This window comes from Paracidovorax avenae ATCC 19860, from assembly GCF_000176855.2.
Lineage (GTDB): Bacteria > Pseudomonadota > Gammaproteobacteria > Burkholderiales > Burkholderiaceae_C > Paracidovorax > Paracidovorax avenae.
On the sequence record NC_015138.1, the window covers coordinates 2,086,390 to 2,105,596 of the forward strand.

Here is a 19,207-nt window from a genome sequence, read left to right on the forward strand (position 1 = left end):
TGTTAATAGGCCCTAGGCTTTTAATGAGCGCGTCCGTACAGGACGGGTTTTTCGTTGGCGGACATCGGGCTTGAGGGTGGCTGTGCGAGGTGCCTGCTTGCATTGTTCGATCCACGCTTCCACTTCGGCCAAGTCCCACACGACGCAGCGGGGCGTCAGGTTGAAGCGGCGCGGAAACTCGCCGCGGCGCTCCATTTCGTAGATCGTCGTTTCGGCCAGCGGGACCATCTGATGCAATTCGTGGCGTCGGATGGTGCGGCGGAAGGGAAGGGGACTGCGCTGGGGAAACTGCGGCATTGCCTCATAGGCGTGCGTGCCTGGGACGGGGAGGGGCTGGGCTGTGTTGCTGTCCTCAACCGGTGCCTGTGATCGTTGTTCCACCTGGATCTCCGTCGGTTTTGCTGCAGGGAGGTATAGTGGTTTTCGGGGGCTATCGGCACAACCAGTTGGGGCGTAGAAAGCATGCGGCGAGCAACATCGTGCCGATGTGCCGGTCCACTATCGGCGTCGGCCGGCTGCTGACTTTTCTTGCGACGGATCGATGATGGCGAGCATGGCCTGTCGGCCACCTTCTTGGTTGGCGCTCAGGACGTCTTTTAATAGTGCGGCTGACTGAGCACTGGTGCCAATCCAGCCGGACTTTGCCAACTGGATGAACTCCGAATTGTTCAAGTAGCGCGGGCAGTTGTGATAGCCAACGGATGTGCTCCCCCTCTTGTTCCTGGCTTCAGGAAGTTGAAGAAACTCGTCCAGATGATCGGCTGACATCGTGATGCCAGAGATCAGGCTTTCGTCGCGTGCATTGGGGCGGAATTGCTCACAGAATTTGAAGAAGAAGGGCTCGTGGCTCAGCCTGTAGCTCCATAGCGATGGCGATGGCGCGAGGTTTAGGCGGGCGGCGGCGGCCTTGAAGTTCTTGGTCTTCTGCAACTGAGTAAGAAGGTCTGACGATGGCGGAATCGGATAGCTCCAGCTCTCAGATTCCTTGCGCATGCGCTTGTACTGCAAGAGGATGTAGTTGTCGTAGCAGCTGTTGTAGATCAGGAGGTCGATGCCCAGTACGGCCTCCAGATTTGTCTGGTCGGTGACGATTACTCGAACCGAGCGATCGCCGTTGTCAAAAAGTTGCGACCCTGACTGGTCGTTCTCCGAGAAGGCTATTGAAGATCCTGCTGTCGTGCTCCAGTAGCGTGCGCTCATGAACAGGGAGGGCGTCCAACAGATCCAGCACCGACGTGGCGTTCGGGGCGCGCTCGATGTTCATGGATTTGAGGACTTCCGCCCGGTCCAGCCCTCCAATGTCCAAGGCCAGGCCGAGGCCGTCTCGCTGCTCATTCAAGCGAAGCTCGCGCTCGCTGGTTTCTGGCAAGCGATGCTGCAAGGTGCGCAGGGCAATGATGTCGTTGATGCGCTCTGCATCAGCCGGGCGCGCTTGTTGCAGCCGCTCTATGAACTGGTTCCAGGTCTGCCCGTCCAATCGTGTCAATCGCTCCGGAGTGCTCACGAGCGATTCCAGGTTCAGTGGCGCCAGCATTCTTGAGGTGATGGGCCGATCGAAGACAAGCAATGGCTTAACCATGCGCATCTTGCGCTTGCCCGAGCCGCCGCTGCCATGCATGTGTTCCATCATGGCAAACGCATGGATTTGAAGCTGTTCCTGTTGCAGCGCCAGGGCGACCAATTCTCGCGATTCGATGTCCCAGTCGAGCGCGGAGAACGAGTCCGAAAAATCCACCTGTGGATGCAAACGTTCTTGCAGCCACTGGGTACGCCCAGGTTCGAATGTCAGGATGAAGCCGCCGTATTCGGCTGGTGCATTCCTTTTCTTTCTTGGCATCGTGCGATTCCCTTGCCCTTTTGCCAGATGGTATCTCCCTGGATGGTCATAGATAGGCAGTGGGCGTCTCCCGGCAACGCCGGGCCGCGCTGTCGTGCTGCGCATCGAGCCCCGCTGTGCGCGGGTCTCGCCCCTGGCGGGCATCCATCGTTCCCTCGCTGCACTCGGCTGACGCCTACGGCGCGGCCCTGCAGGCCACGCCTGCGCGCTTCGCTTGCCGGTCCTGGCTTCGTTTGGGGCCGGGGTGGGCGGAGTTGCCGTTCCCTCGAACGTACCACGGCGTTCTCGCCGTCAAGGGCTGCGCGTACCTGTTCGGCACGCTGGCGGCCTGCGGCCGTCTGCGACCCCTGACAGCTTGCGCTGCGCCGTGATGGCGGCGGTGCCGGGCAATTTCGCCCGAGCAACCGGAGATCGCCATGAACGAGAAATCGCACGTTTCGCTGGAACAACACGTCTGCCTGGTCTGTGGCAGCGCGTTCGAGACCGGCTCCCTCCTGCTGGACAAGCGCCTGCGCGCCAGCATGGAGCGCCACACGAGGACGGGCTGGGGGCTGTGTCCCGAGCACCGGAAGTTCGCCGACGATGGCTTCATCGCGTTGATCGAGTGTGACCCTGAGCGCAGCGCGTTGGCGACCAATGCAGAGCGCCTGAAGCCGGAGCATGCGTACCGGACGGGGCACGTTGCGCATCTGCGGCGAGAGGTGTTCGCGAAGCTGTTCGATGTGCCCTTGGAATCCTGCCAGGACTGCGTGTTCGTCGAGGTCGGGCTGATCGATCAGTTGGAGTCGCTGCTGAAGCGCGAGGCCACCTGATCTAAGTCATGGGCGCTGCCTGCCGTGAGGCGGGCGGCGCCTTTTTCGCAGACGTGCGGTGAATGGCAAAATGGGCACTGCGCGCACTGCAGATGGCTTGCTCAAGCGCGAAGTTCCCGGCACGTGCTAGGTGGTCTGTCGTCGGTGCGTGCAAGCTTGCGCGAGACGCTGACGGCAGAAGTTGCCGACGGCTATAGGCGGTACAAGCTCCCGACGCCGTTCCCAGACATCTCGTCGGTGCAATTGGCCATTGGCAAACCCTGCGACCATCCAGCCGCCATCGCTTGCGCGTCACGCAATGGAACGGACGCCTTGGCGCGCTCATTGCGAATGCGGCAGGTTTCGGGGTCCTGGGCAAAAAGGCCGCGCGCGAACATTCGGCCCTGCTCCGCCAGTTTGGTGGTCTTTGGACCGCGCACCGTGGCGAAGCGCGTCAGTGCTTCATCCAGGCCGCCGTTGGCCCCATCGAGGCATCTTGCCAGATGCCAAGCGTCTTCCAACGCCTGACAGGCGCCTTGACCCGAGGTCGGCAGTGGCGCGTGCGCCGCGTCTCCGACGAGCAGCACATTGGCTCGGCTCCAGGTTTGCAGCGGCTCCACGTCATGCACGGCAATCAGCTGGATGGAGTGCGCCGGCGTGGCTTCGATGAGGCGGGCGATAGGATCGGGCCATTCCCCAAACAGGTCCATCACCTCTTTATGCATGTCCGCTGCGGGCGTCGCGCCAGGCAATGGCCGCGCCTGCGCGGCCGCCCAGTACACCAAATCTGTCCGGATCGGGACGCAACCGAAACGATCGCCAGACCCCCAGTAGTCCTGAATGGCGATGTCGCTCACCAACGGGCCATTCCCTTGTGCAACACCGATCCAGTTCACAAACCCCTGGTAGATGGGGGTGTTGTCACCTGCGACGAACCTGCGCGCCACCGAGTCCATGCGGCCATCCGCACCAATGAGCAGATCCGGACAGATACTCTTCCCGTTCTCGAACCTCGCCACGGCCTTATGGCCGGCATCCAGGTCAATCGCTACCGCCCGATGTCCGAACTCCACCTGGATACCCGCGCGTGCCACGTGGTCGAGGAGTACCGACTGCAAGTCCCGACGCAGGATCGTATGGGTTGGGTAGCCCATGAGCTGGTCCAGCATCGTGATGTCCAGACCTCCCAGCGAGGTCCCCGTTGCGTCTTTGCGGTGCACTGACAACGGCCGACCGCCCACCGCCCCGACATCCTCCAACAGCCCCAGCTCTTGCAGCACAAAGCCAGCGTTGGGCCAAAGCGTTACGCCAGCTCCCATGGTCGCCGGCGCGTTCCGACGTTCATAGACGCGGAGGGTGTGCCCCTGCTTGTGCAGAGCAAGGGCCACGCTCAAGCCTGCGATTCCGCCACCAAGTATTCCGATTTCCATCCCGATGCATCCCTATTCAATGAGTCCAGGTACGCCGTTGAGGGGCGTCCATTGGACGGGAGTGCATCCTAGACTCCGCCATCTTGGAGAACTAGCATGCGCTAGCGGCCTACTTTGATACCTTGAATGGGATAATTGTGCGCAACAACCTCGACCTGAATACCGTCCGTGTCTACGTGGCCGTCGTAGACGAGCAGAGCTTTTCCGGGGCGGGGCGCCTGCTAGCCCTGCCATCGTCCAACGTCAGCCGCCACGTTGCGGCGCTGGAGCGCAGGCTGGGCGTTCGCTTGCTGGAACGCAGCACTCGCCATCTGCGCATGACGGAGGCCGGGAGGCTGGTTTACGAGCGTGCCAAACCGCTACTCGACGCCTTGCTCTCCACAGAGGAGGAACTCGGCGCGGTGCAGCGCGAATTGAAGGGGCCTCTCAGGATGTGCATGCCAAACGAAGCGCCCAGGTTGCTCGCTCCTATCCTCGCCGAATTCTGCAGTCTGCATCCAGGCATTGAATTGGAGTGCGACACACGCATGGCAGGCCTGGAAGTGCTGCGGGAAGACATGGACCTCTCCATCGTCTTCCACCGGGGACGTCAAGATGACAGTGCGTTCATCACCCGCGAACTCGCGACATTGCCAAGCATTGTGGTCGCCGCGCCCGCACTGCTCGCTCAAACGGGGATCCCACGCCAGGTGCGCGAACTCAAGTCCTTGCCGTGCATTACCACCATGAGCGCACTGAAGGGCCAGCCCTGGCAGTTTCTCGACGCGGCGGGCGAGATCGTGAAGGTGCCTGTGCGTAGCCGCTACCGTGTTAACAGCGGGGAGCTGGCGGTAGCGGGAGCGCGCCAGGGACTGGGCTTCGCAATAGTTGCAGCCCACCCGTGCCAAGACGATCTTGCCGCGGGCCGGTTGCAGGAAGTCCAGTTGGATCTGAGCCCTGCGCCGCTGCAATTGCTTGGTGCCTACAGTCACCGTCATTCTGTCACTGCGCGGGTTCGTGCTTTGTTGGAGTTCATCCAGGAGCAGTTGCAGCGGCGCGGCGCAATTCAAGTTCAGGGCCAACTCGCAACATCAAGTCTTCCTTGAGGGGGGCGCTCTCCCAAGTCTGACTTTAGCCCGCAGCCATATGCCGTCAAGGCGCGTCAGGCCATGTCCTCCGCTGCGTCTGGGTGACTGCGATTCCGGCCTCACTCCCACCCCCCACCCAGCGCCATGAACACCGCCACCTGCTCTTGCGCCACCCGCGCCTGCGCGGCCGCGAGGCTGGCCTCCGCCGTGGCCAGCGAGCGCTGCGCATCTAGCGCATCGAGGTACGCGCTGCGGCCGCCCACGTAGAGGCGCTGGGCCTGCCGGGCCACCTGGGCGCTGTCGTCCCGGGCGCGCTTCAGTGCCTCCACGCTGATCAGCTCCTGCCGGTAGGCCGACAGCGCAGTCTCTGTCTCGCGCAGCGCCTGCAGCACGGCGCCGTCGAAGCTTGCCAGGGCCATGCGGGTGCCAGCCTCGGCGCCGGCGATGCGCGCGCGGACGGCACCCGTGTTGGGCAGGCTCCAGCGGATCAGGGGCCCGATGTTCCAGGCGAAGGTGTCGCGGCCCAGGAAGTCGCCGGCCGGCCCGGTCGAGCTGGCCGACAGGCCCAGCGACACCTTGGGGTAGAGCTGCGCGGTGGCCACGCCGATGCGGGCGGTGGCGGCGGCCAGTTGCCGCTCGCTGCGTCGCAGGTCGGGCCGCCTGCGCAGCAGCGCTGCCCCGTCGCCCACCGGCAGCGCGCCGGCCACCTGCGGCACGGCGGCGCACTGCTGCACCGCGGCCGGCAGCGCACCCGGCGTGCGGCCCAGCCAGGCCGCCAGCTGGTACAGCGCGGCCTGGCGCTGCGCTTGCAGCGCGGGGGGCGAGGCTTCCAACTGGGCGAGCAGCGCGCGCGAACGTGCCAGGTCGGTGGCACCGGCGCGGCCTGCGTCGTGCAGCAGCTGCACCACACCCAATTGCTCCTTCTGCAAGCTGACGGAGGATTCGGCCACCTTCAGTTGCTGGCCCGTGGCGCAGGCCAGGGCATAGGCGCGTGCGGTGCCCGCGGCCACGTTCACGCGGGCCAGGTCGAGCGCGGCCGCCGCGCCCGAGAAGTCGGCTTGCGCCGCTTCGGCCGCACGCCGCAGTTCGCCCACCACATCGACCTGGTAGGAAAGGCCCGCTTCCACGCTGTAGGCGAACTGGTTGGAGGGGCTGAGGCCGGGTGCCAGTTCAGACAGGCCCGAGACGTGGCCGAAGCCCGGGCCGCCGGAGAGCGACAGTTGCGGCTGTTCGGCGGCGCGCACCTGGGCCAGTGCGGCCTGCTGCAGTTCCAGGTTGGCGGCGGCGACGCGCAGGTCGGTGTTGTGCGCCAGCGCCTCCTGCACCAGGGCGTCGAGGGTCGGGTCGCGGAACAGGTGCCACCAGCGCGGCGGGAGGGGATCGGTGGAGAGGGCTGCATCGGCGCCGGGTGCGTTCGACCGGGCCTGCGCCTGCGTTTCCTGGAACGGGCCAGCCGCGGCCGGATCACGCATGGCCGCCTCGGCGGGTACGTGGTAGTCGGGCCCGACGGCCAGGCTTCCGCAACCGGCCAGGAGCAGTGCGGTGAGCAGCGACGTGGCCCGGCGGGCGAGGCCTGCAGCGAGGAGCGGCACAGCGCGCTGGACAAGGCCAGCGGAGCGGGGCAGGGCGGCGCGGCGTCTCATGTCCGGCCTCCCGGAGCCACTACTTCGACCAGCACGGTCTGGCCGGCCACGAGTCCGGCTGCGTCCGGCTGCGCATCCAGTTGCACCCGCACCGGCACCCGCTGCGCGAGGCGCACCCAGTTGAAGGTGGGGCTGACGCTGGGCAGCAGGTTGGCGCCGGTGGAGCGGTCGCGGTCGGCGATGCCGGCGGCGATGCTCTGCACCGAGCCGGACAGCGCCACGCGGCTGCCCATGGGCGTGACCCGCACGGCATCGCCGGGATGGATGCGCGCCAGCTTGGTCTCCTCGAAATAGCCTTCGACGTAGAAGGAGCCGCGATCGACGATGGCCATGGCGCCGCGGCCGGCGGCGGCGTAGGCGCCCGTGCGCAGGTCGAGGTTGGTGACCCAGCCATCCACCGGCGCGCGCACCGTGGCGCGTTGCAGGTTGAGTTCGGCCGTGCGCAGATCGACCTCGGCACGGGCCAGCGCGGCGGCGGCGGCTTCCACGCGCGCCCGGGTCTGCTCGCGCGCCTCGCGCGGCACCAGGTCCGACAGGCTGTCGTTGCGGGCGTCCTCGCGGCGCGCCTGCGCCAGGGTGGCCTGGGCCGACTGCACGCCGGCGCGCGCCTGCTGCACGGCGAGCGAAAAGCGCGCGGGGTCGATCTCGAACAGCACCTGGCCCGCCTTGACGGCCTGGTTGTCCTGCACCTGCACCGCGTGCACCAGCCCCGAGACGTCGGGGGCCACCTGCACGACGTTGGCGCGTACGCGGCCGTCGCGGGTCCAGGGCGCGAGTTCGTAGTGGTCCCACAGGCGCAGTGCGGCCCACGCAGCCAGGGCCACCATGCCGAGCGTCAGCAGCACGCGGGCCAGTTGCACAGCGAAGGCGCGGGTGCGCGTCGCGATCGGTTTTGTCGTTGTCGAGGTCATGGGAAGAAGAGTCCTCCCGGCGCGGTAAGCCGGGTGAGCAGGAACAGGATCAGCACGTAGATCGCCGTGTCGAACAGGGCGGCATGCCATACCCACCGGTAGACACCCAGGCTGCCCAGCAGGCGGCGCGCGCCCCAGCACAGGGCCCAGGCCACGATGGCCAGCAGCAGCAGCCAGGGCACATACACGCCATAGAACGTTGCTTCGCCGGTCATGCCATGGCCTCCTGCGTGGGACTGGGGGCAGCCGGCCAGGGCCGCGAGGGAAACAGGTTGCGGCGCAGGCCCACCAGGGCGGCGAGCACACGGCGGCGCTCGTGGATGTGGTCGGTGTCGGTGCTGCTGGCCGGGCAGGGCTGCGTGGCCGGTGCCGCAGGCAGCAGAGCCTGCAGCGCCTCGTCGATGCGCTCGGCGAGCAGGGGTTGCGCCTGCGCGGCCTGCTCGGTGGTGGACCGTGCCGGATGTTCGCGGAACAGCCGTGCCACCTGCGCCAGGATGTCCGGCCCCAGCCGGCCCGGCAGCAGCGCGGCATGGCGGCGCAACGCGTGCAGGTCGGTGCCGATGCGCAGGTCCACCAGCGCATCGTCGGCATTCACGCCCGCCACCGTGCCGCCGGCCTGGGCGATGCGCGGTGCCAGCAGGCCGATGCGATCGAGCACGCGGGCCGCGTGCAGGCGGGCCTGGGCGGGGTCGGCATTGCGGGGCAGTTGCCCCAGTTCGCGCCAGGTGCGGCGCTGGATGCGGCGGGCGCTCCATTCGGCGCTCACGGAACGCATCAGCGCCGTGACCACCGCGGCGGCGGCCCCGCCCAGCACCTGGCCGACCGAGCCGTTGACGAAATTGGCGAAGTCCGCCTGGCCGGTGTCGTGCAGCGACAGGGTGCCGATCACGCCCGACAGCAGCAGCCCCATGGCCATCAGCGTGGTGGCGGGCCGCGCCATGTAGGCGCCCAGCACCAGGAAGACCGGCGCGCACACCACGGCCAGCGTGGGCAGGTCCACCACCAGCGGCATCAGCACCAGCACGTAGAGCACGCCCAGCGGCAGCGACAGCAGCAGCGCCTTGAGGAACGAGTAGATCGCCGGCACGGGGTCGTCCATGCCGGCGAAGAAGGAGGAGAAGACCGCCGCCATCATGGGCATGGCTGCGCCGCCGGACCAGCCGGTGAGGATCCAGAAGGCCGAGCACAGGCAGATCGCCACGGCTGCTGCCACGGCCGACCACGCGGCCATCCCCACATCGCGGTGCAGCACGTCGCGCGCTGCAGGCACCGCCCTCCGGTGGCCGGGCACCGACAGCGGCTGCTGGCGGCCGGCCAGGCCGGCGTCGATGTGGTCCCGCAGTTGCACGCAGGCGGCCCAGGCATCGATCAGCTCTTCCAGGCGCACGGCCAGGCCCGTGCTCAGTGCCAGGGACCAGCCATCCGCGGAGGGCGGTGCGCCATCGGCCAGCGCACGGGCCGCCGAGCGCAATTCGGCCACGTCGGCGGCGGCGAGGGGGAGGCCGGCATGGCCCGGTGCCGCGCGGCCACTGTCGGCGAGGCGTGCGAGCACCCGGCCCACCGTGCGCTCCACGTCCGCCGGCAGGCGGCCATCGGCATCGCGCAGGGCGCGCAGCCGGTCGTCCACGGCGGAGGCGAAAGGCGTGAGCGCTGCCACTTCGTGCTGCAGCGCGCGGATGGCTTCCGCCGTCCACTTCAGGTGGCTGGTGTCGAAGGGCACGTGCGTGGCCATCACGCGCAATTGGGAGATGTCGCCCGCCAGCTTGCGCCGGGCGGCCTGCTGCGTGGACGTGGCCGGCCGGCCACCCTCGGAGGGGGCGGGCGGCTGCAGCATGGCGCGCAGCCACGCGCCGGCATCGGCCAGGGTGCGGTCCACCATGCCGACCAGCGTCGGGCCCATGCTCACCGGCCACACCAGGCTGTGCACCAGCCCGGCGCAGACGATGCCGATGCCGATCTCCTGTACGCGTGCAGACGCCGTCTCGAAGATGCCCGCGGGCGCACTCACGGCCGGAAAGCCGATCAGCGCCGCCGAATAGCCGGCCAGCATGAAGAGGTAGGAGCGTGGCGTGCGGTCGAGCAGCGAGACGAACAGGCACAGCGCCACCCACAGCGCCAGCGCCAGCGTGAGCAGCTCGGGCGCATCGACCAGTGCCGGCACCATCATCAGCGTGGCGGCGCAGCCCAGCAGCGTGCCGCCCAGGCGGAACACGGCCTTGGACCGTACGGCGCCCGCCAGCGGGTTGGCCACGATGTAGGCGGTCATCAGTGCCCAGAAGGGCCGCGGCAGGCCGGCCCAGCTTGCGACGGCCATGGCCAGCATGGCGGCGGCGAAGCATTTCGCGGAAAAGAGCATTTCGGCCGGGCTGAAGCGCGGCAGCAGGCGGGGCAGTGGCACGTCAGCCTTCCGTGGCGGCTCCGCCGCGGTCGGCCTTGCCCAGGCGCGTCCAGAGCGTTCCGAAGACGCGCAGGCATGCACGTACGTCTTCGGCCGGGATGTCCTGGAACAGCTCGGAGCGCAGGTCGTTCAGGGCTTCCTCGATGCGGGCGAGGATGGCTTTGCCGGCTTCGGTCAGGTGCAGCGTGCGCGCGCGGCGGTCGGCCGGATCGTCCCGGCGCTCGACGAGGCCTGCGGCGACCAACTGGTCCAGCGTGCGGATCAGCGTCGGCCCTTCGATGCCCAGCAGGTCGGCGATCACGCCCTGGCGGGTGCCGTCGCCCTGCCGGCCGATGGTCACCACCGCCCAGCCGGCCGCCTGCGACACGCCCAGGTGCGCGACCGCCCGGTCGGCCGCGGCGCGGTAGGCGCGCTGCAGCAGGTTGAGCGTGAAGGTGAGGTTGCGCAGTTCCGCCGGATCGGCCGGAGCGGGGCGTGAGGCATCAGGTGGGGCGTCAGGCATGGTTGGAAGTTTAGTTAGCTAGCTATCTTTATGTTTGGTGTTTCAGGTTTGACCTTTCATCCGTCTCGGGATTGGCCGGTGGCCAGCCCGCACGGCAGGTTGTCGGTAGGGCTGGCGTGATGGACCGGAGGTCGGCTTCAGCCGCCCGCGCACCGGGAACCATCGGCGGTGGAGGCCGCTTCCTCGACCAGCCATTGCGCGAAGACCTTGATCGGCTCAGTGCAGAGCTCCGCGGGACCGGGCAGCACGAGGCAGAACGTCTTCGATACCGTCTTGCCCTCTGGCCAGGGTGCCACGAGATGGCCCCGTGCGAGCTCGGCCTCGACATAGAGGCGCGGTACCAGGGCCACGCCGAGGCCCGACAGCGCGGCCTCGATCAGCATGGCATGCAGGTCATAGCGGGCTCCGGTGGCCGGCCTGGCCATCGCCGTGCCGGTTTCTTCCGCGTAGCGCTGCCAGGCCTCTGGGTTCTGGCGCCGGTGCAGGCGCGGCAGCCGATCCAGAGGCGGTACCGGGCCCATGCCGTCCAGCAGCCGAGGATGGCACACGGGCACCAGCGTTTCCTGCAACAGGGGAAAGGTGTGCGCGCCGCTCCATGCAGGGTGCTCGAAATGGATGCAGGCGTCGAAGCCGCTGCCGGCCAGCACGAACGGCTCCATCCGCTCGGACAGGTGCACGGTGATGTGCAGGTGCCTGCGCTGGAAGCCGGCCAGGCGGGGAATCAGCCAGCGCGTCGCGAACGTGGGAAGGACGGCGATGTCGAGGCTGGCGCCGCCTTCCGGCTGGCCCATCAGGTACTGGCTCTCGCGGTCGAGCTGTTCCAGCACCTGCCGGACCTGGGCTGCGTAGCGCTCCCCGTTGGGAAGGAGTCGCACGCGGTTGCCGATGCGCTCGAACAGGGTGACGTCCAGGAAGGATTCCAGCCGTGCGATCTGGCGGCTGATCGCGCCCTCGGTCAGCGACAGCTCGTGCGCCGCGCGGGCGAAGCTGCCATGCCGGGCTGCAGCCTCGAAGGCCTGGAGTGCGGAGCTGCTCGGGATTTTCTTGCGCATGGGGTCAGCTTGATGTTTGTGCAAGGCAGTGTGCCGAATAATCGTTTTACCCGCCACTTCCACGCCAATACCATGCATGAACATCAACTTGCATGGGCGTATCCATGATCTACACGGTGGAATGCAGCTTCACGGACCCTGACGGCGAAGCCGCCTGGAATGATTTCTACAGCCTGGACAAGTTGCCGGCCCTGATTTCGGTGAGGGGGTTCCATACCTCCCAGCGCTTCAAGGCACTGCGCCCGGGATGCCCGACCTACCTGGCACTGCACACGATCGATGGCATCGATGTGCTGCTGGGCGAGGAATACCGGCGCAAGGGCGGCGGCAGCTTCGCACGCTGGCAGGCGGGCATCACCGACTGGCACCGCAATCTCTATGCAGGAGCGGACCGTGCTCCGGCGGTGGAAAGCGATGCCTGCCTGGTGATGAGCTCCGCCGGGCCGGAGCCCCTCGTGCACCGCGGCCTGGCTCCGCAGGCCCTGCAGGCGGTCGCGCTCGACCGATCGCCGGAGCGCCGTTGGCTGGCGACGGCCCGGATGTCCGACGTCATCGCCTGGACGGGTGCCGCTGCATGGCCGGAGGGTGTCCACGCTTACGCCCCCATGACGGCCCAGCTCACTTCCATCCGCGCGGCCATTGCAGCCGACTGACGAAGCGCCCCATGCCGAACATCACGCTGTTCATTCCGGCTGCTGCGATGCCGTCGGGCGAGGCCGTCGCAGAACTTTCCGATCGATGCGCGCTGCTGTGCACGGGCTTGCTCCAGTCAGCCCTCGCCAATGTGCATGTCGCCTGCGTCGCGGTTCACCCTGGCTGCGGGCATCCCGTCTTCGCCGACGTCCGCTACCGGCTGGAGCCGTTCCGCACGCCCGCTGTCATGGAGGCATTCATGCAAGGTCTGGAAGAGGCCATCCTGCAGACCCTCCGGCTGGTGCCCCGCATTCGATGCTTCGGCTATGCGGCGTCGAACCTGCATGCGCGCAACTGACATGGAGACCGTACGCACGGCGACGAACCCGGTGTTTCCCTGTCAGCAAGTGGGTGAGTTTTCCATCACGGCCCTCAGCGATGGCTACCTGGCTGCCAGCCTGGACCTGCTCTCCGATATCGATCCGGCAGAGGCGGCCCGCTTGCAGGCGGCGCGCCGGCAGGAGCCGTCGGCGGTCCACATCAATACCTACCTGGTCCGGGGCCGTGGACGCACGGTGCTGATCGATGCCGGCGCGGGAGGGTTCAAGGGATGGGGCGGCCAGTTGCCGCAGCGCCTGGCGCTGGCGGGCGTGGCGCCATCGGAGATCGACACCGTGCTGTTGACCCATGCGCACCCGGACCACGTCGGTGGCCTGGTCGATGGGTCCGGCGCCTGCGTGTTCCCGAACGCGGAACTGGTGGTGCACCGGGCAGAGCTCGACTTCTGGCAGGACGACAACCACCTGGGGCGCGCCAGCGAGCGGGGGCGCGGCAACTTTCTGGTGGCGCGACGGGCCTTCGACGCTTACCGCGCCGCGCTGCGCCCCATCGGCGCCGGCGAAGTCGTTCCCGGAGTCGAGGCCGTGCCGCTGCCGGGCCACACCGCGGGACACACAGGCTACCGGTTCGACTCCGAAGGCCGCAGCCTGCTTGTCTGGGGCGATATCGTCCATTTCCCGCACATCCAGGTCGCCCGGCCGGAGGTGTCGATCGCGTTCGACCAGGATCCGATGCGTTCGGCCAGCACGCGCGCGCGCGTGCTGGATCTCGTCAGTGCAGAGCGGATGATGGTCGCCGGCATGCATCTGGGCGAGTTGGGCTTCGCGCGCATCGAGCGGGCTGGCGGTGGCTATGAGATCGATTACCAACCTGGAGAGGGCTTCGGCCAGGATGGGCATCACAGTTCGGGCCGGGCGCACCTGCAGTCCTGCTACCCCAGGCCGAACTGCGTGTGAAGCGCCTTGTCGAACAGCGAGCGCGGCAGGAAACGGCGAGCGAACGCCCCCTGGCGAGCAGATTTGCCCGAGGGATAGCGCAATTGCGTTTGCCGGTCCTGCGCTGCGCGCACGATGGTTTCGGCCACGCTGTCTGGAGTGCCTGCATCGGCCATCGCCCGCTCATAGGCCTTCAGATAGCTCGCGCGCAGGGTGTCGTAGGCGGCCAATGGCCTGTCGGAGGCGACCGTGGCCGACTCGAACGAGGTCCTGGTCGCGCCGGGCTCGATCACCGCCACGCGGATGCCGAAACCGCGTACCTCGTGGTCCAGCGATTCGGAGTAGCCCTCCAGTGCGTGCTTGGTGGCCGAGTAATAGGCGCTGAAGGGGGCGGGAATGAATCCGAGGGCCGAGCCGACGTTCAGGATGCGGCCGCGGCCCTGGCGGCGCATCAGCGGCAGTAACGCATTGGTCACCCGGACGACGCCATGGAAGTTGGTCTCGAAGAGCGCTCGCACCTGTTCGATGGAACTCTCCTCCGCTGCGCCGGTGACGCCGATGCCGGCGTTGTTGACCAGCAGGTCGATGCGCCCCTCGCGGTGCTCCAGAGCGCCGATGGCAGCGGTGACGGAAGCGTCGCTCGTCACGTCCAGCTCAAGCAGCGGGAAGGCGCGCTGTCCACTCGCAGCGCCGCGGCGGCTGGTGCCATAGACGATGAAGCCGGCCGCGAGCAATTGCCTGGCGGCAGCCTCTCCGATGCCTGATGATGCGCCCGTCACGAGGGCCACGCGCCTGTCTTTGTCGTTGCTGTTCATGCCTGTATCCAGTGATGCTGCGGGGGGGGGGGAGGGGCCTGGGGCACGGGGTCATCAGGAGGCGCTGCGGTAGCGCTCGGCGGCGTGGGCCTGCCGGATGTCCGACATCAGGCCCTGGCGTGCGCTCTCCAGCGCGTCCCAGCGCCCGGCGGCATGCAGTGGAGGAATCGTGACTGCCTCGCGGCGGTCGAACCCCACCAGCGCCGCATCGACCAGCTCGCCGGCATCCATCATTTCGCTCATCGTACTGACATCGATGCCGGCACGCTCCCAGATTTCGGTGCGCGTGCCAGCCGGCAGTACGGCCTGCACATAGACCCCCTTGGGTGACAGCTCCACGCCCAGGCCTTGCGACAGGAACAGCACGAAGGCCTTGGTCGCGCCATAGAGGGACATGCCGAATTCGGGCGCGAAGCCTACGACCGAGCCGATGTTGACGATCGCGCCGCTGCCGGCCTGTGCGAAGCGCGGTGCAACGGCGGCGGCAAGCCGCGTGAGCGCCGTGGTGTTCAACGCGATGAGGCGCTCGATGCTGTCCGGGGTCTGCTGCAGGATGCCGCCGGACTGGGCTGCGCCGGCATTGTTGATGAGGATGCCGATGCGTGTGTCGTCCCGAAGCCGGGCTTCGACGCTCGCCAGGTCGGACGCGTTCGTCAGATCGGCGGGTAGTACGTCCACCGTGACGTCGAACTCCGTGCGCAGGCGAGCGGCGAGCGTTTCCATGCGGGCCTCGTCCCGTGCAACCAGCACCAGGTCATGGCCGCGCTGCGCGAAGCGCTCCGTGTAGGTGGCGCCAATGCCGGTGGATGAACCGGTGATGAGGACGGCGGGAGTGGGGGCCATGTGGGAACTTCCGTTGTTGGGATGGCCTTAATGATGTCGTTCATCATCAAAAAGTCAATAGTTTTGATGATGGGTGAAATCAAAATATGGCCCGGCAACCACGGTCCGGCACATCAGGCGTTCAGCAACTCCCACAGCCAGCCGTTCGGTCTCCATCGCCCCGGCGCTCCGGAAACACCCGCGCGCACAGGAAATCGACGAGCGCCCGGACCTTGGGCGAGGGGTGCCTGCTCGCTGGCCACAGCACGTGGAAAACTCCGCTGCGCTCCACATGTACGGCTGGAACGTGCGCCGCTTCCAGCGATGCTGGCCCAGGGCTCGGGCGTCGTCATCCACGCCAGCTCCATCCAGCGTGCTGCCCCTGCCCGAGTCCACCACCGCCTATGCCGCGGCCAAGGGGGCTCTCACGACCTACAGCAAGTCGCTGGCCAGAGAGGTGACGCCCAAGGGCGTTCGCGTGCTGAGCGTCGCACCGGGCTGGATCGAGACCGAGGCTTCCGTGGCGTTCGCGCAGCGGATGGCGGCAGACGCGGGAACGGACTACGAGGGCGGCAAGAAAATCGTGATGGATTGGCTGGGCGGAATCCCGATGGGCCGGCCCGCCACACCGCGCGAGGTGGCCGATTTGATTGTCTTCCTGGCGTCCCCGCGGGCCGCTTCGATCGCCGGGGCCGAGTACCGGATCGACGGCGACTCCGTTCCCACTCTGTAGCCACGGGCTGGATGTTCGGTGGCCGCCGCTCGCCGCTACAGGCCTGGCGGCGGGGTGGCCTGGAGGACCGGCCGGCTCCGGCCGTCAGCGAGAGGGTTCCCCGTCCGTTGCCAGCAGTTCCATTGCCATCTCGATGGCCTGCTCACGCGAAGAAGCCAGCAGGAGGGGGTAGCCCCAGAACTTGGCAAAAACCACCGCAAAAGCCTTGAATCCCAGGCGCTTTGCCGCATTGGGTTCGATGAGGATCATTGCCCGGACGAGCCTTCGCAATTCCACCTTGTGCTTTTTCATCCAGAGCGCGGTGCGTTTCTTTTCTTCCGGCGTGTGCTCATGGTCGTCGCCCTCCGGTGCGGAATCGCTCAGGATCACGAAGGGCTCGCCGCGCTGCAGATTGGCCTCGAATTCGTCGAAGTCCTTCTCGTGGTCATGTCCGGGTTCTCGCGAAAGATTCATCCAGACCAGGGGAAAGTTCGAGCTATTCATGGACATGGCCTACTCCTTTGTTTTTGATGTGCCGCCAGGTGGTCGCGATGGCGAACACTCCGGGCAGCGTGATGAAGAACACTGCCGAGAAGGCCACGTACCAGCCGTCGCGCAGACCGTCCGATACCCCGCCCAGCGTATTGAGGATGACGAGCAGGCTGCCGAGGACCAGGGCAGCCCACTGGGCCTTGCGGGTCCCGATCAGTGCGATGAGCACCGTGACGAACCAGCAGCCATAGAAGGCGGAAAACATCCACAGCACACCGGGATCGAAGGTGATTGCCGGCGTCGCTCCTTGTGCCCTCACGAAGTCGTTGACGTAGAAGAACAATTGGAAGGTGACGAAAAGCACGGCGCCAGCGGCTGTCGTCAACCAGAACAGGGCGACCTTGTTGGGATTGCCAGTGGCCAGGTCCTGGACGGGGCGGAGGGGAGGCTGAAGGGGCATGGGAGCTTTCTCGAAGATCAATGGATGAATGTCTGCGGGCGAATCAGTACCTGTAGTCCAGCGTCACCATCACGTTGCGTGGTGCGCCATAGCTCACGGTGTCGAAATCGCCCTTCTGCAGCGCGTATTTCCTGTCGAACACGTTGTTGACGTTCACCGTCACGTTGGTTTCCTTCGTGACGGCATAGCGCGCCATCAGCGACACCAAGGCATAGGACCTCTGTTCCCCACCCAATGAGCTGGTGCCCGTATTGGGGGCCTGGTAGAAGCGGCTTTGCCACCTGGCGCCAGTGCCCAGCGTCCACTGGCTCCACTCTCCCGGCAACCGGTGGGTGGTGAAAAGCTGGGCGGTGGTGCGTGGAATCTGCGAATTCAAGCGGACGCCTGCGCCATCCTCCGCCGTGAAGTGGGCGATCCCCGCGGAAATGTTCCAGCCACGCGCCAGTTCGCCCTGCAGGTCCAGCTCGATCCCGCGCGACGTGGTCCCATCGGCGCCGCGATAGGCTTGGGCGCCGCTGGGCGTACGGACCCCGGCGACGATCTGCGCCGCATTGTCCAACTCGGTATCGAACAGGGCGACCGACGCATTCAGCCGCCCGTCGAGGTACTCGCCTTTCAAGCCGACTTCCCGGGTCTTGCCCTTGGACGGCGTGAGTACGTTGCCCAGGCTGTCCCGGTAGTCGGTTTGCGGATTGAAGATGCCCGTATAGCTGGCATAGGCCGAATAGGTCTTGTTGATGGAATAGACCAGGCCTGCATACGGGGTGAACTGGCTGCTCTTTTTGTAGTGCAACGACGCTCCACCGGCGGTATCGTCGATTTCATAGCTGCTGAAACGCCCGCCGACGATCAGCTTCACCGGGTCGGCCAGCGAAAACCGGGCTGCGCTGTAGACACCGCTCTGCTTGATTCGAGTGCGCGTCGGTATCCGGGCCATGGCATCGAAGTTGGGCCGGGCAAAGCCGGGACTCAGGGTGTAGACGTTGACCGGCATGACACCCGCGATAAACGGCGGCACATCGTCCTGGGCAGCGGTGCGACGAGAACGGGTCGCGCCTGCCACCAGGTCGTGTTGGCGGCCCAGCAGTTCGAAGGGGCCGCAGGCCATCACGTCAAAGGTGTTCTGGCGGCTGCGCCCCTCGGATGCCAAAGCTATTGGAAGGGCACCGCTGGGGAAGCTGCCCAGTCCCGTTGCATGATCGGGGCGGCCAATGAGGCCGAGCAGTTCCATATCCTGCTCGGTACGGTACTGGTTGGCAGTGGCCCGCACATTCCAGCCGTTGTCGAAGCGGTGCTCGATCCCGGCGAACGCGGTCTTGAGGTTGGTGTCCCAATGGCTCCAGTCCTGCGCGTAAGTCCTGCCGCGCGAGTATTCCGCCTGCGTGCCGTCGCTGAACCATAGCGGCAGGCCGCCCCAGGTGGCGCCTTTCGGCGTGATGTCCTGGTACCCGTAGCCCAGGCTCGCGGTCGTATCCGGAGTCAGGTCCGCCTCGACGATGCCGTAGAACGACTTGCGCTGCGGCTTGTAGCCGTCGATGTAGGAATGGCCGTCCTCGTACGTGCCCACCACGCGTGCGCGGATGCGGCCGTCCTGGGTCAGCGGCGTCGAGACGTCGGCCATTCCCCGGTAGGTGTCCCAGCTTCCCGCGCCGAGCGAGGCAGACGCCGAGAAATCACGGGTCGGCCGCTTGCGCACCAGGTTGATGGCAGCCGAGGGATTGCCGGTGCCGGTCAGCAGGCCGGAGGCGCCGCGCACGATCTCGACACGGTCGTAGAACGCGGTGTCGAGAGAGCCGATGCCGCTCCCGTTGATGATGTTGCCGACCACCGTGGGGATGCCGTCGTACTGGACGTTGTTGATCAGCAAGCCACGTGAATAGAAGCTCGTGCGCTCGCTGTCGGACTGGTACGCCGCGATGCCCGTGGTGTTCTCCAGCACGCCCTGCACCGAATTCAGTTGCTGGTCGTCCATGCGCTGGCGCGTGATCACCGTGACCGACTGCGGCGTTTCCTTGAGCGACAATGGCAGGCGCGTGGCCGCTGCCGTCTCGCCGGTGGTGTAGGAGTCCGTGCCCTCGGTGGTCGCTGCATCCAAGCGGCCCGTGACGGAGACGGCCGGCAGGGTGGTCTCTTGCGGCTGCGCCGGCTCGGCGGCGCATGCACCCTGCGCGCTGGCGAAAGCGACCGCCGCGACTGCCGAGCCCAGCACGCTGCGTGGAGCGATCCTGCGGGTGCCCCGGGTGGGCCCGTCCAGCCCGGGAGGAGCGAAGCGCATGGCGCGCATACCGATTTGCCACTGGAGCCCTTCAGCACCCTTGAAATCGCGCATCAAATAATACTCATTAACGTTTGTATGCGTCATTTGACG

Annotated in this window: 20 protein-coding genes and 1 pseudogene; 6 read left to right on the forward strand and 15 right to left on the reverse strand. The window is 66.8% G+C overall.

The features are described from left to right. Positions 1-12 precede the first annotated feature (12 nt). The 3 genes from ACAV_RS24055 to ACAV_RS09310 form a co-directional block, all read right to left on the reverse strand. Complete coding sequence (locus ACAV_RS24055) at positions 13-387, reverse strand: helix-turn-helix transcriptional regulator (RefSeq protein WP_244875556.1); 375 nt, start codon at positions 385-387, stop codon at positions 13-15. A gap of 111 nt (positions 388-498) precedes the next feature. Beyond that, positions 499-1,200 carry a hypothetical protein gene (locus ACAV_RS24545; RefSeq protein ID WP_157768741.1) on the reverse strand — a complete coding sequence of 234 codons (702 nt, stop codon included), beginning with the start codon at positions 1,198-1,200 and terminating at the stop codon, positions 499-501. Then, the gene (locus ACAV_RS09310; RefSeq protein WP_013594314.1) at positions 1,118-1,837 is read right to left on the reverse strand and encodes a hypothetical protein; all 720 of its coding nucleotides are present in this window, start codon (positions 1,835-1,837) and stop codon (positions 1,118-1,120) included. The genes ACAV_RS24545 and ACAV_RS09310 overlap by 83 nt, the downstream gene beginning before the upstream one ends. Before the next feature lie 416 nt (positions 1,838-2,253). Here ACAV_RS09310 and ACAV_RS09315 point away from each other — a divergent pair, with 416 nt between their 5' ends. Beyond that, positions 2,254-2,649, forward strand: a complete 396-nt coding sequence (locus tag ACAV_RS09315; protein ID WP_013594315.1) for a hypothetical protein — start codon at positions 2,254-2,256, stop codon at positions 2,647-2,649. 191 nt (positions 2,650-2,840) lie between these two features. Here the strand turns inward: ACAV_RS09315 and ACAV_RS09320 are convergent, their stop codons facing one another. After that, positions 2,841-4,058 (reverse strand): FAD-dependent monooxygenase, encoded by a 1,218-nt coding sequence (locus ACAV_RS09320; protein ID WP_013594316.1) that lies wholly within the window; start codon positions 4,056-4,058, stop codon positions 2,841-2,843. Positions 4,059-4,195: 137 nt separating this feature from the next. On the opposite strand from ACAV_RS09320, the gene ACAV_RS09325 reads away from it, so the two are divergent. Continuing rightward, on the forward strand, positions 4,196-5,143 hold the full coding sequence (locus tag ACAV_RS09325; RefSeq protein WP_013594317.1) for a LysR family transcriptional regulator: 948 nt from the start codon (positions 4,196-4,198) through the stop codon (positions 5,141-5,143). 101 nt (positions 5,144-5,244) lie between these two features. Here ACAV_RS09325 and ACAV_RS09330 read toward each other — a convergent pair whose 3' ends face one another. From ACAV_RS09330 to ACAV_RS09355, 6 genes are all read right to left on the reverse strand, one after another. Then, on the reverse strand, positions 5,245-6,768 hold the full coding sequence (locus ACAV_RS09330; protein ID WP_013594318.1) for an efflux transporter outer membrane subunit: 1,524 nt from the start codon (positions 6,766-6,768) through the stop codon (positions 5,245-5,247). Continuing rightward, positions 6,765-7,679, reverse strand: a complete 915-nt coding sequence (locus tag ACAV_RS09335; RefSeq protein ID WP_013594319.1) for an efflux RND transporter periplasmic adaptor subunit — start codon at positions 7,677-7,679, stop codon at positions 6,765-6,767. The genes ACAV_RS09330 and ACAV_RS09335 overlap by 4 nt, the downstream gene beginning before the upstream one ends. Continuing rightward, a complete protein-coding gene (locus ACAV_RS09340; protein ID WP_013594320.1) occupies positions 7,676-7,894 on the reverse strand; it encodes a DUF1656 domain-containing protein in 219 nt (72 codons plus the stop codon). The genes ACAV_RS09335 and ACAV_RS09340 overlap by 4 nt, the downstream gene beginning before the upstream one ends. Then, positions 7,891-10,035, reverse strand: a complete 2,145-nt coding sequence (locus tag ACAV_RS09345) for an FUSC family protein (RefSeq protein ID WP_013594321.1) — start codon at positions 10,033-10,035, stop codon at positions 7,891-7,893. The genes ACAV_RS09340 and ACAV_RS09345 overlap by 4 nt, the downstream gene beginning before the upstream one ends. Positions 10,036-10,078: 43 nt before the next feature. Continuing rightward, on the reverse strand, positions 10,079-10,579 hold the full coding sequence (locus ACAV_RS09350) for a MarR family winged helix-turn-helix transcriptional regulator (RefSeq protein ID WP_013594322.1): 501 nt from the start codon (positions 10,577-10,579) through the stop codon (positions 10,079-10,081). Positions 10,580-10,716: 137 nt separating this feature from the next. Then, entirely contained in the window at positions 10,717-11,631 is a 915-nt protein-coding gene (locus ACAV_RS09355; protein WP_013594323.1) for a LysR substrate-binding domain-containing protein, read from the reverse strand. A 104-nt stretch (positions 11,632-11,735) separates the two neighbouring features. On the opposite strand from ACAV_RS09355, the gene ACAV_RS09360 reads away from it, so the two are divergent. Genes ACAV_RS09360 through ACAV_RS09370 form a run of 3 tightly spaced genes read left to right on the forward strand, consistent with a single transcriptional unit; the run spans position 11,736 to position 13,559 of the window. Further along, positions 11,736-12,284, forward strand: coding sequence for a hypothetical protein (locus tag ACAV_RS09360; RefSeq protein ID WP_013594324.1), 549 nt, complete (start codon positions 11,736-11,738; stop codon positions 12,282-12,284). A gap of 11 nt (positions 12,285-12,295) precedes the next feature. Beyond that, the gene (locus ACAV_RS09365; RefSeq protein ID WP_013594325.1) at positions 12,296-12,622 is read left to right on the forward strand and encodes a hypothetical protein; all 327 of its coding nucleotides are present in this window, start codon (positions 12,296-12,298) and stop codon (positions 12,620-12,622) included. A gap of 1 nt (position 12,623) precedes the next feature. Further along, entirely contained in the window at positions 12,624-13,559 is a 936-nt protein-coding gene (locus ACAV_RS09370) for an MBL fold metallo-hydrolase (RefSeq protein WP_013594326.1), read from the forward strand. On the opposite strand, the gene ACAV_RS09375 is transcribed toward ACAV_RS09370, so the two are convergent. After that, positions 13,535-14,353: an oxidoreductase gene (locus ACAV_RS09375; protein ID WP_013594327.1), complete on the reverse strand. Its 819-nt coding sequence runs from the start codon at positions 14,351-14,353 to the stop codon at positions 13,535-13,537. The two genes, ACAV_RS09370 and ACAV_RS09375, sit on opposite strands and share 25 nt — an antisense overlap. Positions 14,354-14,407: 54 nt before the next feature. Beyond that, positions 14,408-15,196 (reverse strand): SDR family NAD(P)-dependent oxidoreductase, encoded by a 789-nt coding sequence (locus ACAV_RS09380; protein WP_013594328.1) that lies wholly within the window; start codon positions 15,194-15,196, stop codon positions 14,408-14,410. A 255-nt stretch (positions 15,197-15,451) separates the two neighbouring features. Between ACAV_RS09380 and ACAV_RS09385 the strand changes: the two are divergent. Further along, positions 15,452-15,908, forward strand: a pseudogene (locus ACAV_RS09385) (oxidoreductase); the annotation flags it as partial. 84 nt (positions 15,909-15,992) lie between these two features. Here the strand turns inward: ACAV_RS09385 and ACAV_RS09390 are convergent. Genes ACAV_RS09390 through ACAV_RS09400 form a run of 3 tightly spaced genes read right to left on the reverse strand, consistent with a single transcriptional unit; the run spans position 15,993 to position 19,168 of the window. Beyond that, positions 15,993-16,391 (reverse strand): hypothetical protein, encoded by a 399-nt coding sequence (locus ACAV_RS09390; protein ID WP_244875532.1) that lies wholly within the window; start codon positions 16,389-16,391, stop codon positions 15,993-15,995. Beyond that, positions 16,384-16,839 (reverse strand): hypothetical protein, encoded by a 456-nt coding sequence (locus ACAV_RS09395; protein ID WP_013594331.1) that lies wholly within the window; start codon positions 16,837-16,839, stop codon positions 16,384-16,386. Before ACAV_RS09395 ends, ACAV_RS09390 begins: the two co-directional genes overlap by 8 nt. Before the next feature lie 43 nt (positions 16,840-16,882). After that, on the reverse strand, positions 16,883-19,168 hold the full coding sequence (locus tag ACAV_RS09400) for a TonB-dependent siderophore receptor (protein WP_013594332.1): 2,286 nt from the start codon (positions 19,166-19,168) through the stop codon (positions 16,883-16,885). Positions 19,169-19,207: the final 39 nt, after the last annotated feature.

Bases quoted from the DNA above. Each gene is read 5' to 3' on its own strand.
- ACAV_RS24545 (WP_157768741.1), bottom strand. From the start codon at position 1,200: ATGAGCGCACGCTACTGGAGCACGACAGCAGGATCTTCAATAGCCTTC.
- ACAV_RS09310 (WP_013594314.1), bottom strand. From the start codon at position 1,837: ATGCCAAGAAAGAAAAGGAATGCACCAGCCGAATACGGCGGCTTCATC.
- ACAV_RS09315 (WP_013594315.1), top strand. From the start codon at position 2,254: ATGAACGAGAAATCGCACGTTTCGCTGGAACAACACGTCTGCCTGGTC.
- ACAV_RS09320 (WP_013594316.1), bottom strand. From the start codon at position 4,058: ATGGAAATCGGAATACTTGGTGGCGGAATCGCAGGCTTGAGCGTGGCC.
- ACAV_RS09330 (WP_013594318.1), bottom strand. From the start codon at position 6,768: ATGAGACGCCGCGCCGCCCTGCCCCGCTCCGCTGGCCTTGTCCAGCGC.
- ACAV_RS09335 (WP_013594319.1), bottom strand. From the start codon at position 7,679: ATGACCTCGACAACGACAAAACCGATCGCGACGCGCACCCGCGCCTTC.
- ACAV_RS09340 (WP_013594320.1), bottom strand. From the start codon at position 7,894: ATGACCGGCGAAGCAACGTTCTATGGCGTGTATGTGCCCTGGCTGCTG.
- ACAV_RS09345 (WP_013594321.1), bottom strand. From the start codon at position 10,035: ATGCTCTTTTCCGCGAAATGCTTCGCCGCCGCCATGCTGGCCATGGCC.
- ACAV_RS09350 (WP_013594322.1), bottom strand. From the start codon at position 10,579: ATGCCTGACGCCCCACCTGATGCCTCACGCCCCGCTCCGGCCGATCCG.
- ACAV_RS09355 (WP_013594323.1), bottom strand. From the start codon at position 11,631: ATGCGCAAGAAAATCCCGAGCAGCTCCGCACTCCAGGCCTTCGAGGCT.
- ACAV_RS09360 (WP_013594324.1), top strand. From the start codon at position 11,736: ATGATCTACACGGTGGAATGCAGCTTCACGGACCCTGACGGCGAAGCC.
- ACAV_RS09365 (WP_013594325.1), top strand. From the start codon at position 12,296: ATGCCGAACATCACGCTGTTCATTCCGGCTGCTGCGATGCCGTCGGGC.
- ACAV_RS09370 (WP_013594326.1), top strand. From the start codon at position 12,624: ATGGAGACCGTACGCACGGCGACGAACCCGGTGTTTCCCTGTCAGCAA.
- ACAV_RS09375 (WP_013594327.1), bottom strand. From the start codon at position 14,353: ATGAACAGCAACGACAAAGACAGGCGCGTGGCCCTCGTGACGGGCGCA.
- ACAV_RS09380 (WP_013594328.1), bottom strand. From the start codon at position 15,196: ATGGCCCCCACTCCCGCCGTCCTCATCACCGGTTCATCCACCGGCATT.
- ACAV_RS09390 (WP_244875532.1), bottom strand. From the start codon at position 16,391: ATGAATAGCTCGAACTTTCCCCTGGTCTGGATGAATCTTTCGCGAGAA.
- ACAV_RS09395 (WP_013594331.1), bottom strand. From the start codon at position 16,839: ATGCCCCTTCAGCCTCCCCTCCGCCCCGTCCAGGACCTGGCCACTGGC.
- ACAV_RS09400 (WP_013594332.1), bottom strand. From the start codon at position 19,168: ATGCGCGATTTCAAGGGTGCTGAAGGGCTCCAGTGGCAAATCGGTATG.